This is a genomic window from Polaribacter vadi (genome assembly GCF_001761365.1).
Lineage (GTDB): Bacteria > Bacteroidota > Bacteroidia > Flavobacteriales > Flavobacteriaceae > Polaribacter > Polaribacter vadi.
The window spans coordinates 1418247-1430916 of the sequence record NZ_CP017477.1; the positions used below are offsets into that span (position 1 = coordinate 1418247).

Genomic DNA, 12670 nt, shown 5'->3' on the forward strand with positions numbered 1-12670 from the left:
TTGGAAACGTTTTTTACAAAAAAGTCACTATTGTTTAAATGTATCAGTTTTTTTTATCATATCCATAAGGACAGTGTCTGCATCCACTTTTACAGCAATAACCTCTTTTTCTATGAAATTTCTCAGTAAAAACTTTGTAGCCTTCAGGTGTTAAATAAAAGTCGTCATCTTCTAACTCTATTCTTGATTTAAACATTTAGCAAAAATAGAAGTTTAAAAGTGATTATTATATAGAATTTAAAGTATCTTTTTTTCGAAACTTATTCCATATTTTTTCAAAGCTAAAAGTATAATTTGATTTAAAATTTAAAACACCAAAAATTGATCATTATTATTTGAAATTTTTTACTCGTTTTAAATTCATCGCTTTTATCATCCAATTTGGTAATGGCTTCTTTGGGTTTCTGTTTCTTAGGTTGATGTTTATGCCCAACTTTTTTATCAAAGGGACTTTATTTGTTTCAATAAATTCTATTAGAGTTCCATCAAAATCTTCTATGTAACCCCAATGTCCATTTGCATCTCCCATATCAAAAGATTCGCCACTAATTACTTGAAAAGGTACTTTAATTGCTGAACATTCTTTAGATAATTGCTGAATATTCTTGATATCAAAACATAAATGAATATACCCCAAATCTCCCCAAAACCTGTTTTCGAAAATTTTATTAGGAGCGTTTTCTATTGCTTGAATTAATTCAATTTGACTCTCGCCAAACAAATTAGCAAAACCTCCAGTTCTTTTTTTGGAATGTGCTAATAAGATTCTTCTAAATTTTTTATTCCCATTATTTAGAGAAGTTAAATCTTCAAAAAAATTAGTTTTATCATAAATAACAGTGTCATATCCTAAAACTTTAGCATATAAATCCAAAGATTCATCAATATTAGAAACACCAATTACAGCAGAAAAAACACCTCCAAAATCGTTTTTTTTATCAGCATAAAAAGAAGAAAATTCTTTAACTTTTAAAATATTATCAAAAGGATCTTTTAAATAAAATGATTTTTTATCATCTGGGTCTACTACAATTTCTGATAATATATTTTCATTTGCTCCTTTTAAACGATTAAAAGTAGCTAATATATTTTTTGTCTTTATTACAGGAAAATGGATTCCTAAATCGCCAATTCTAAACTCATTTTTAGGTTTTGAGGGTTTCCTATTGGTATATTGCCAAATTTCATAACCTCCTCCACCTTGCATATTCAAAGCTAATAAAGCTCTTTTTTTTCTAGCTTTATCGCCCATATATTTTGCCATATATGTAGCTTCATTACTATCATCAAAGATTAAAGCATCTGCTCCTAAAGTTTTGGCATACCATTTAAAAGTTTCGTCTGCATTTTCAACTCCAATACCAATTTGTTGAATGCCATAAATTAATTTTTCAGTCATAAATAAATGGCTAATTTTTGCGTTTTAACTCACTTCTTCTCATAGGCATTCCATCAATAATGGTAAATAATTTTTCAAGTGATAAAACTTTATTTTGTTCTAATTTTACACCACCATCTAAACCCAACAATAGTACTTTGAAACTATCATTAATATTTACGTATTTTCTGTGCAAAGAGTTTGAAGAAGTCCAAACTTCGTTAAAATCCACCCTAAAATCATTTTTTGTAAACTGATAAACACCTAATTTTCTTTCTACTAATCCTTCCTTTTCTTTTGATAAAACTTTTATTTGATCTTTAAAATCATCTGCATTTTTATCATCCGTAAAAATTAATAACACCCTATGTTTCCATTGATGTTTTTCTATATTTTGACCAATAAAAACCATACTTTTAAAAATGACCAAGAATAATAAAAGATTTTTCATTGATTATTTTAAAACAGAAAACTCGATACTAGAATCTGTAAAAACAGTGTGCGTTTGTGTTTTAAAATCTGCTTCATCTGCTTTGTAAATATTATCTACATAGGTTTGTGGATTCAAGTCAATTAATGGAAACCATGTACTTTGCACTTGAACTTGTAGTTTATGTCCTTTTTTGAATGTATGAAAAACGTCTTGTAATTTTATATTTACATCGGTTTTTTTATTAGCGATAAAAGGCTCTGGAAACTCAAAACTATTTCTAAAACGTCCACGTAAAACTTCACTTCTTACCATTAAATGATAATTGCTCATTTTTAAATGGTCTTGCAAACCTTCATTATTTTCCTCCATATCAGAAGGATGAACGTCAATTACTTTTACAATCCAATCTGCTGCAGTTCCTGTAGTTGCTACTTTTAGTTTTGCTAAAATATCGCCAGCTAACGTATAATCTTCCGTTAAAACATCAGTTTCAAAAACCAAAACATCAGGTCTTCTTGCTGCAAAACGCTGATCATCTGTCATATATTTTCTTGGTGTAAAAACCGTTTTTATATCTTCAGAATATGGAACAGGACGTTTTATATCACTTATAAAACTAATTTTTTCTGTTGATTTTTTATCCGAAGTTAACGTTTGATTCTCTGACAAAAACCAATCTTGTTTTACCACATTTTTTGGTGGCCAAGCATCGTAACTTTTCCATTCTTTTTTACCTGAATCAAAAACATAGGCTTCTGGTAAACCTGAATTTTTATCACCTTTTCCTTTTAAGAAATGATTAAAAAACTTTGTCTCAATTTCCGATTGAAATTTTAATGAAATAGAATCTCCAAAATAGTAATTACCAACTGTATTTTTAACTGTATTTCTTGACCATTTTCCATGATCCCAAGGTCCAAAAACTAAGGTGTTGTAATTCTCTTTTCCGTTTTTTTCGATTCCTTTATACGTTTCTAAAGGGCCATATAAATCTTCTGCATCAAACCAACCACCAACAATCATAGTTGCTACAGAGCTTGGTACTTTATCTAAATGCTGAATAATACCTTTGCTTTGCCAAACAGAATCGTAATTTGGATGTTCTGTAATTTCTTTCCAGAAAAAATCATCGATTTTATCTTTTGATGCTGTTGCATTTACATCTAATTTATCATATTGAAAATATTCATTTAAGTTCTTTAAAGGTCCTTTATCTAAGAAAAATTGATATTGATCTTGTGAATTCATTTTTGGAAAAGAATACCAAGCAGAATCTGTTGGAGTATCTTTATACGTCCCAAACAATGAAATTGCTCTAAAATAACTTAATAAAAAGGCTCCATTATGATGAAAATCATCAAAGAAAAAATCGCCAATACACGCTTGTGGAGAAGCCGCTTTTAATGCAGGATGCGCATCAATTGTAGAAATTGTTGCATAATGACCTGGGTATGAAATTCCCCAAGTCCCAACATTTCCATTATTATTTTCTACATTCTTAACCAACCAATCAATGGTATCATAGGTGTCTGAAACTTCATCAGATTGATTTTCGGTTTTATTAGGAATATAAGCACGCATATTATCGTAAACACCTTCACTCATCCATCTTCCACGAACATCTTGATAAACCACAATATTTCCTTCTTTCATTAAATGAATATTTGGTCCAATTTTGGTTTTCATTCCTTCTCCATAAGGAGCAGAACTGTAAGGTGTTCTTTGCATTAAAATTGGGTATTCTTGTGAAGTATCTTTTGGAGAATAGATAGTTGTGTGCAATTTTACACCATCTCTCATTATAATATCTACTTCTTTTTTGGTGTAATTATCAATGACAAAAGTATCTTTTTGATCCTTTTTTTCTTCTTGATCTTTGGATGAATTACATCCTATAAAAAGAAAAATACTAAAAATTGAAAGTAATAAATATTGTTTCATTATAAAGTTGGTTTTAAGTGCTAAAGCTACAAAACAATTGAGAGTTATTTAAGAATGAATTGTTAAAATGAATTTTGATTAGAATCTAAATTTGTGTGAAAATATCAACTAAAGTATTGTTGAAATTATTTTGGCACTTTTTTTGTTAAATAAATGTTAAAGCAAAAAACTCAACCTACCAAATCTTAAAAATTTCTTGAATACTTCAAGAAGAAAAAATCAATTTTAATAACTTAAAAATTTAGAAATTATGAGTAGAAAAAAATCACCTGAAATTAATGCAGGTTCCATGGCTGACATCGCATTTTTATTGTTAATCTTCTTTTTAGTTACAACAACGATGAATGTTGATGCTGGAATTAGCAAAAAAATTCCTGAAAAACCAATTCACGAAGCTCCATTTGACGTCAAAGAAAAAAACATTTTGGAGGTTAATATCAACTTTAATAATCAATTATTTGTTGATGGAAAAATCATCGAACTTAAAGATTTAAAACAAATCGCAATTAATTTTATTGATAATGGTGCTGGTTTTGATAGCAATCAGCAACCTTGTAATTGGTGTGAAGGAGATAGAATCGAAACGTCTTCAGATCATCCTTCAAAAGCAATCATATCCATAAAAACCGATAGAAATACTAGTTACGAAACCTACATTACGACTTTAGATAAATTGAATTCAAGTTATACCTTTTTAAGAAATAAATTGGCTATAAAAATGTACAATGTAAACTATGAGGCTTTGTTAGATACTTATAAAAAATCTAACTATACAAATGAATCTGTTGCAAAAAGTATTAAAATAATTAAAGATAAATATCCTCTTTTAATTTCTGATGCAGAAATAAATAACTGATATTGCACTCACAAATTTTATTAGTACTTTTACCTAAAATCAGTCTATTTACATGTTAGATTTTGTGCCTTTCTCTTTTTTAGATGTGCTAGATATTTTGCTAGTGGCAATATTACTTTATTACATATATAAATTATTAAAAGGTACTGTTGCCATTAACATTTTTATTGGTATTGCTCTTATATTTCTTATCTGGAAAATTACGCAAGCATTAAAAATGGAAATGTTAAGTGGCATTTTAGGATATTTACTTTCTGGAGGAGTAATTGCTTTAATCATCGTTTTTCAGCAAGAAATTCGTAAATTTTTATTGATGATTGGAACCACCAATTTTGCCAATAAAAGAAGTTTTTTTAGACAACTTAAATTTCTTAAAACAGAAATCACTTCTGATGTTGATACTGAAAAAATTGTAAGAGCTTGTGCAAATATGTCTAAAACTAAAACTGGTGCTTTATTAGTTATTGAAAGAACCAATAGTTTAGATTTTTTAATAAATACTGGAGATACAATGAATGCGCTTGTAAATGAAGTAATTTTAGAAAGTATCTTTTTCAAAAACAGTCCTTTACATGATGGAGCAACCATCATTAGAGATAATTATGTGGTTGCTACAAGAGTTGTTTTACCAATTTCTGATAGCACAAAAATACCTGCAAGATTTGGTTTAAGACACAGAGCTGCTATTGGAGTTAGCGAAAAAACAGATGCTGTTTGTTTGCTTGTTTCAGAGGAAACTGGTGAAATTTCTTATATAAAAGATGGCGAATTTGTTCTCTATACAACCTTAGATGAATTAATAGATAAACTCAAAAAAGATACCATATAAAAAAAACGCTCATTTCTGAGCGTTTTTAAATTTTCAACAAAAAATAAGATTAATCTTCTAAATCATTTTCTATTTCTTGAGCTTTTGCATCAATCTTTTCCATTGTTGCTTTAAAAGATGCTTTGGCTTCTGAACCTAAATTCTTCATATACATTTCGCTCTCATTTGCAAATTCTTTCATTTTCTGAGTAAATTCAGAATTTTTTATATTTTCTGCACCTTTATCCATTTGCGTTTTTACATACTCTGCATAACTTTTTAAATGTGCTTCAGCTTTTTCGTCATCAAATTCTGGTATTCTAATATCATCAAAAGCAGAAGCTACACTATTTTTTGCATCATTATAGCCTTCTTTAATATCATTCCCTACATCATTTAGGCCTTCTTTTGCATCCTCTAATCCATCTTCAATATCGTTACCAATCTCTGTAGTTTCTTTATCTATATCTTTTTTTGTGCTTTCTTTACATCCAGTAAATATAATAGATGCAGCCACCATAATTGTTAAAACTATTTTTTTCATAATTGTTATTTTAGTTAATTAAAAAATAAATATTTCTATTTATATACTATTTACAAAAGTAAAAGTATAAAGGTTAACTGCTTAACTCAAAAAAAAAGTTTTTTAACGCAAACAAAAGGAATAATTCTTAAAAAGTATGAAGAAAATAAATTATGAGGCTACTTCCAAACTAAACTGTTTGTCATATAAGTTCTTATAATAACCGTTTTCTTTCTCTAACAATTCTGTATGAGAACCTTCTTCAACAATTAAACCTTTGTCCATCACAATAATTTTGTCTGCCTTTTGTATGGTTGCCAATCTATGTGCAATTACAATCGATGTTCTATCTTTTGTAATGGTTTCTGTTGCATATTGAATCATTTGTTCTGCATTTGCATCTACAGAAGAAGTTGCTTCATCTAAAATTAAAATACTTGGTTTACTTACATATGCACGCAAAAACGCAATTAATTGTCTTTGCCCAGAAGATAACATAGCTCCTCTTTCTTTTACGTTATAATTGTAACCTCCAGGAAGTGTCATTATAAAATCGTGAATTCCGATTTGTTTTGCCGCTTTTTCTACATCAGCTAAAGAAATATTTTTATTTTTTAAAGTGATGTTATGTAAAATTGAATCTGAAAATAAAAATACGTCTTGCAACACAATAGCAACTTGATTTCGTAAACTTTCTAATGTATATTCATCTACAGGAATACCATCAATAGCAATTGTACCTGAATCAATTTCGTAAAAACGATTTATTAAGTTGATAATTGTAGATTTCCCTGCACCAGTTGCTCCAACAATGGCAATAGTTTGTCCAGGTTGCACGTTCAAAGAAATTCCTTTTAAAACTTCTTCGTCTTTTACGTAACTAAATCTTACATCTTTAAAACTGATGCTTCCTTGTAAGTTACCTGCTTTGATTGTACCATTTTTAGCAATACTACTATCAGTATCTATCACTTTAAAAACACGTTCGCCAGCCACAATTCCCATTTGTAATTGGTTAAATTTATCAGCAATTTGTCTTAAAGGTCTAAACAACATTTGTGCAAATTGTATAAATCCCATAATCATACCAATGGAAATTCCTGTATCTTGAATTACTTGTCCACCTCCAAACCAAACAATCAAACCAATACCTATGGATGATAATATCTCAGCTATTGGAAAGAAAATCGAGAAATACCAAATCGTTTTTATGTTTGCTTTTTTGTGTTTATCATTTATTTCTTTAAAATTCTCGTACTCAATTTTTTCACGATTAAAAAGCTGCACAATTTTCATTCCTGTAACTCTTTCTTGTACAAAACTATTTAAGTTAGAAACTTGATTTCTTACCTCTTGAAAAGTAGCTTTTATAGCAACCTGAAACAATTTTGTTGCGTAAATAAGGATTGGCAAAACAGCAAGTGTAATTAATGCCAATTTCCAATTAAGAATTAACATAACTACAGTTACAGCAAGCATTTTAAGAATATCACTTAAAATTGTAAAAACGCCATTACTAAAAAAAGCAGCAATTGTTTCAATATCAGAAACAACTCTTGTTACTAATTTACCGACAGAATTTTTATCAAAATAAGACATTTTAAATTGTAAAATATGTCTGAATATTTTCGCTCTAATATCTCTGATAATATGTTGCCCAACCCAATTTGCAAAATAAATAAAAGTGAATTGCAGCAAAACTTCCACCAATAAAATACCCAACATTAATAGGGAGTAATTTAAAAGCCCAACTTTGTCTTTCGTTAAAATATAATCATCAACTGTATTGATTAAAATATAAGGTGATAAAACTGAAAATAATGCTAAAAGTATGGTAGATGAAGATGCTATAAAAAAATATAAACGATAGCGTTTTGCAAAAGACATTAGTCTTTTAAAAATTTGCATATCGAAAGCATTTCCTGTGTTAGTTGCCAAAATTTAATATTTTATATTCGTTAAAAATAATCCTTTTGCAGGAACTGACAAACCTGCATTACCTCTGTTTTTACTCTCAATTATAGCTCTAAAGTCTTCTACAGATATTTTACCCAGACCAACATCTAACAACGTGCCAACTATGGCTCTAACCATATTTCTTAAAAATCTGTTGGCAGAAATATGAAACGTTAGTTCGTTTTCATTTTGCTCCCAAAAAGCTTCTGTAACATCGCAATTAAACGTGTAAACTTCGGTTTTAACTTTAGAGAATGTTTGAAAATCTGTATATTCTAATAATAATTTTGATGCTTGATTCATCAGATTTAAATCGGGTCTTTGTGAGTGAATTTGCCATGAAAAATCTAACAAAAACGGATTTCTGCCCAACCAAATTTTATATTCGTAACTTCTGGATGTTGCATCAAATCGAACATGCTTTTCATCATCAACCAGAAAAACATTATAGACAGCAATATCATTTGGTAAAATTGAATTCAATTTAAAAATAACATCACTTTTAAGTTCCTTTTCAATATCAAAATGCGCAAACATTTGTGAAGCATGCACACCTGCATCTGTTCTTCCTGCACCAACAACCTCTATTTTTTCTTGAAAAATTGTGCTAATTGCGTTGTTCAATTTTTCTTGTACAGACATTGCATCTGGTTGAATTTGCCAACCATGATAATTTTTTCCATTATAAGAAAGTTCTATAAAATATCTCAAGAAATTATATTTTTTGAAGTCCTCAAAATTACGGAATTTATTTAGGTTTTCTTACTTTTGAACTTCTTTGAAGCGTTAAACTTTTCTTACTGTTTTTTTAATGACAAAAATTTTACTTTTATCTGATACTCATAGTTATATTGATGACCAAATTCTAAAGTTTGTAAAACAAGCAGATGAAGTTTGGCATGCAGGAGATATTGGAGACTTACATGTTACAGATACCATAAAAAAATTAAAACCTTTACGTGCAGTTTTTGGTAATATTGATGACAAAGATGCTAGAGCAGAATTCCCTTTAGACAACAAGTTTTCTTTAGAAGATGTTTCTGTTTGGATTACGCATATTGGAGGATATCCTAATAAATATAACAAAAGGATTAAAGAAGAAATAAAAATAAATTCTCCAAAGATTTTTATTTCTGGACATTCTCATATTTTAAAAGTACAATATGATAAAAAGTTAAATTTATTGCATTTAAATCCTGGTGCAGCTGGCAATCATGGTTTTCATAAAATTAGAACTATGTTACGTTTTGAATTAGAAAAAGGAGAAATTAAAAATTTAGAAATTATAGAATTAGCTACACGTGGTTAAATGCTACTTTTTCTACAATTGGTAGTATTATTGATATTCTTGTGCCATTATTTAAGGAAGATTGTATATTAAATTCTCCTTTCATCATTTGAATTCTGGCATCTATTTGATTAATACCTAAGCCGTCTTTAATATTAATAGAATTTTTATCAAACCCAACTCCATCATCTGAAATAGTAATATATAACTTTTCGTTTTCTTGCTTTAATTCTATAAGTGCATTAGATGCATTACTATGTTTTAAAATATTATTTGCAAATTCTTGAGTTATATTATATACTTTAATTTCAAAATTCTGCTCATACCTTCTTGTATTTTTTATATTAGTATCTATATTTAAAACTGAATTTGAATATTTTTCTGCAAGTTCTTTTATAGCAAACTTAAGTCCGAATTTTAATAATACAGATGATACCAATGTATGAGACAAGTCTCTAATTTTATGAGATGCTTCTAATATTATTTCTTGAGTTTTATCAATTTCAATAGGAGTACTTCCATTGAACTGTTTTCTTGTGGCTTGTAAATGAAGATTTGCAGAAGATAATAATGCACTTACACTATCATGTAAAGTTTCTGCAATTTGTTTTCTTTCAGATTCTTTTCCATCTATGGTTGCATTTAAAATTCGGACTTGTGATTCTGATTTTAATTTTTCTATTTTTTGATTTTGAAGTAATTCTGTTTGTTTAAGTTTAAGAGCAAGATTTTTTCTTCTCAAATAAAAATATACGCTAAGAACAAGTAAAATTGTAAAGATTACCAAACCAATAAGAACAATAGTTCTAGCTTTATCTTTTTCTTTTAGTAATTTTAATTCCTCTTGTTTTTGAAATCTCTCTTTTTGTGATTCGAAATTGTATTTGAAATCTAATTCCTCAATCATTCTCCTAATTTCTTTATCTCTTAAAGTGTCTTTTAAATCGTATGATAACTCTTGATATCTGTAAGCTTCATAATCTTTTAGAATATACAAATTGTAAGCTAAATTAAGATAAAGTCTTTCTCTTATTCTTAATGCTTTGTCACTATTTTCAAATTTAATTAAATTTAAAGCTTCATTATAAGTCTTTTTTGCCTTATCAAAATCATTAACCCCTAGATATATAGAAGCTAAATTTCCAAGAGCAGCAGCTTCAGAAATTTTATTATTTAATGTCCTATGAATTGTTATTGCTTCTAAAACGTACTCTTTAGCTTTATCATATAAAGAATCTTGCATAAAAACCCCAGAAAGATTTGACAAAGCTTTGGCCCTGTAAGATATAAATTCTTTGTCTAGACTTTTTATTTCTAAAGTTTTATTATAAAAATATATTGAGGAATCCTGCTTACCTAATCTAAGATATTCATTTCCTAAATTTAGATAGGTTTTAGATAAATATAAATCTGTCGTTTGATAATATTTTGAGTCTAAATTATTATTATCTTCTTTTAAAATTTTTAAGGCTTTTTTTAGATAGCTAATTGATTTAGTATGATTATTGTTAATTTTAAAAATTTCAGAAATTAGAAAAGTTGTTTTATATTTAGTTTCTTCATTTATATTATGTTTTAAAAGTTCTAAAGCATTAATTAAACATTTTTCATCTTGCCCATCTTTAAAAAGTTTTTCTATTTTTTCATATTTTAAACTATCGCTTTCTTGAAACAATAAAAAAGAGACCTTTTTTAAAAAGGTCTCTTTTTTATTACTAAAAGTCTTATTAAAATTTAATAAAATAAAAATAAGTAAAAAAAAATTTCTAGTTTTCAAAGATTTAATTTATTATTAATAGTTTAATCTGTTATAGCGTCGTCAATAATAATAACTGGTTTTTTAATTAAAACTTCATTACCATCACTTTTAGCAGAAGTATTTGGAATATGATTTACAAAATCAATTTTTAATACTTCCCCTTCTTCTTTTTCAAATGTTCTTTCGAAAGTTGTTTCAGAATTTTTACCTTTTTCTAAATGTATTTCGTAAGTTCTTTTCTCTTCATTAAAAACAAACGTCACATCAGAATTATTTTTTATAGTAAAATCTAAGGTATAAATACCATCATCATTACTTGTTATATTATATGATTCTAAAAATGACTTGTCAGCTGATTTTTTACTTAACGTAATATCATCATCAAATACGGTAACATATTGTTTTTTATTTGTATTATTATCTATAAATCCAATTTTTAATTGATTGTTATTTATCAATAAAGTTTCATCAAGCTTTTTTGGTGTTTCTTTATCTGTCGAATATAATGAAAATTCGTTTAAGCTGCTATTTGTATTTTTAGCTACAATTGCATTATCGTACAAATCATAATCAATAGAATAAGCTCCAGTAGCATCTCTTTTTACTTTATAAGACTTTAAAAGTTTAGAGTTTAAATCGTTTGATAATAATGTTTCTTCATTAGAACAAGATGTAAAAACTAATGTAATGATTGTTGCTAAGGTTAAAAATTTAATTTTTTTCATGGAGTTAATTTTAAATTTGTTTTCTATTATTATTAATGAATTTAAAATAGGTTTTGTAATGCAAGCAATAAATTATATAAATTGGGGGATTTTTAATAATTATTGGGGGACTTTAATCGAATTGGGGGATTTATATTATTTTGTGTTTCATTGCATACATTACCAAACCTACTACATTTTTTACTTTTAATTTTCTTAATAAACTTTTTCTATATGTTTTTACTGTGCTAATTGCTAAATTAAGCGTGTCTGCAATTTCTGTTGTGTTATATTCTTTTGAAATTAACCTTAATACTTTTAACTCTCTTTCAGTCAACTCTTCTAGTAGCATATCTTCTGGCATTTCTCCATCTACTATTAATTTATGACCTGATAAAATTGTTATTAAATTTTTATGCAAATCACTACTAAAATATTGCTCTCCTCTATGAACTGCTTTTATACCTTCTATTATATGTTCGCCAGCATTGTTCTTTGTAATATATCCCTTGCAACCAAGGCTTAACATTTCTTGAACAATTTTAACATCATCATAACTAGATAAAATAATAACTTTTTGTTTGATATTTCTTTCCTTGAAATATGTTAAAACTTCGATTCCATCTAAAACAGGCATTGTAATATCTAATATTAAAACATCTGCTTTGTTATCTTTATTATTAACCCAATCAATTACTTCTTTACCAGTTAAAGAGTATCCTATTGTTTCAATATCTTCGTCAGTATTTATAACAGCTATGATTCCTTCTATTAAAATCTTGTGATCATCAGCTACATGAACGTATATCTTTTCTTTCATTATTACATTACAAATTTAAAGTACTTATTAACTTTACACAATCCCCCTAAAGGGGGTATTTTCACCTCCCCCTAAAGGGGGAGACGTCTCCCCCTTTAGGGGGAGGCCAAAATCATAACAAACTAATTATCAATATATTAAAAAATTTTATATTTTACCTTTTTTTTTCGTTTAAAAATCAATAAATATAAATTCTGCCTAAAA

The 12670-nt window shown here is 27.6% G+C and carries 13 protein-coding genes; 3 read left to right on the forward strand and 10 right to left on the reverse strand.

Annotated features, from left to right (window positions below):
• Positions 1-43: 43 nt before the first annotated feature.
• The 4 genes from LPB03_RS16740 to LPB03_RS06310 form a co-directional block, all read right to left on the reverse strand.
• Positions 44-196 carry a C1orf53 family protein gene (locus tag LPB03_RS16740; protein ID WP_170324195.1) on the reverse strand — a complete coding sequence of 51 codons (153 nt, stop codon included), beginning with the start codon at positions 194-196 and terminating at the stop codon, positions 44-46.
• Between the two features lie 135 nt (positions 197-331).
• The gene (locus LPB03_RS06300) at positions 332-1399 is read right to left on the reverse strand and encodes a VOC family protein (protein WP_065318730.1); all 1068 of its coding nucleotides are present in this window, start codon (positions 1397-1399) and stop codon (positions 332-334) included.
• Between the two features lie 10 nt (positions 1400-1409).
• Positions 1410-1829, reverse strand: coding sequence for a DUF4174 domain-containing protein (locus LPB03_RS06305; protein ID WP_083187053.1), 420 nt, complete (start codon positions 1827-1829; stop codon positions 1410-1412).
• A 3-nt stretch (positions 1830-1832) separates the two neighbouring features.
• Entirely contained in the window at positions 1833-3752 is a 1920-nt protein-coding gene (locus tag LPB03_RS06310; protein WP_065318728.1) for a CocE/NonD family hydrolase, read from the reverse strand.
• Positions 3753-4002: 250 nt separating this feature from the next.
• On the opposite strand from LPB03_RS06310, the gene LPB03_RS06315 reads away from it, so the two are divergent.
• Together LPB03_RS06315 and cdaA are read left to right on the forward strand one after the other, a co-directional pair.
• Positions 4003-4608: an ExbD/TolR family protein gene (locus LPB03_RS06315; protein ID WP_065318727.1), complete on the forward strand. Its 606-nt coding sequence runs from the start codon at positions 4003-4005 to the stop codon at positions 4606-4608.
• Positions 4609-4660: 52 nt separating this feature from the next.
• On the forward strand, positions 4661-5437 hold the full coding sequence (cdaA, locus tag LPB03_RS06320; RefSeq protein WP_065318726.1) for a diadenylate cyclase CdaA: 777 nt from the start codon (positions 4661-4663) through the stop codon (positions 5435-5437).
• A 49-nt stretch (positions 5438-5486) separates the two neighbouring features.
• Here the strand turns inward: cdaA and LPB03_RS06325 are convergent, their stop codons facing one another.
• The 3 genes from LPB03_RS06325 to truA all read right to left on the reverse strand — a co-directional run bounded on the left by LPB03_RS06325 (position 5487) and on the right by truA (position 8606).
• Complete coding sequence (locus LPB03_RS06325) at positions 5487-5960, reverse strand: hypothetical protein (RefSeq protein ID WP_065318725.1); 474 nt, start codon at positions 5958-5960, stop codon at positions 5487-5489.
• A 150-nt stretch (positions 5961-6110) separates the two neighbouring features.
• Positions 6111-7877 carry an ABC transporter ATP-binding protein gene (locus tag LPB03_RS06330; protein WP_065318724.1) on the reverse strand — a complete coding sequence of 589 codons (1767 nt, stop codon included), beginning with the start codon at positions 7875-7877 and terminating at the stop codon, positions 6111-6113.
• 3 nt (positions 7878-7880) lie between these two features.
• The gene (truA, locus tag LPB03_RS06335) at positions 7881-8606 is read right to left on the reverse strand and encodes a tRNA pseudouridine(38-40) synthase TruA (protein ID WP_065318723.1); all 726 of its coding nucleotides are present in this window, start codon (positions 8604-8606) and stop codon (positions 7881-7883) included.
• A gap of 100 nt (positions 8607-8706) precedes the next feature.
• Between truA and LPB03_RS06340 the strand changes: the two genes are divergently transcribed.
• Entirely contained in the window at positions 8707-9204 is a 498-nt protein-coding gene (locus LPB03_RS06340) for a metallophosphoesterase family protein (RefSeq protein WP_065318722.1), read from the forward strand.
• On the opposite strand, the gene LPB03_RS06345 is transcribed toward LPB03_RS06340, so the two are convergent.
• The 3 genes from LPB03_RS06345 to LPB03_RS06360 form a co-directional block, all read right to left on the reverse strand.
• Positions 9191-10858, reverse strand: coding sequence for a tetratricopeptide repeat-containing sensor histidine kinase (locus LPB03_RS06345; RefSeq protein ID WP_231953142.1), 1668 nt, complete (start codon positions 10856-10858; stop codon positions 9191-9193). The two genes, LPB03_RS06340 and LPB03_RS06345, sit on opposite strands and share 14 nt — an antisense overlap.
• Before the next feature lie 125 nt (positions 10859-10983).
• Positions 10984-11667: a hypothetical protein gene (locus tag LPB03_RS06350; RefSeq protein WP_065318721.1), complete on the reverse strand. Its 684-nt coding sequence runs from the start codon at positions 11665-11667 to the stop codon at positions 10984-10986.
• Between the two features lie 130 nt (positions 11668-11797).
• Positions 11798-12466 carry a response regulator transcription factor gene (locus tag LPB03_RS06360; protein ID WP_065318720.1) on the reverse strand — a complete coding sequence of 223 codons (669 nt, stop codon included), beginning with the start codon at positions 12464-12466 and terminating at the stop codon, positions 11798-11800.
• Positions 12467-12670 lie beyond the last annotated feature (204 nt).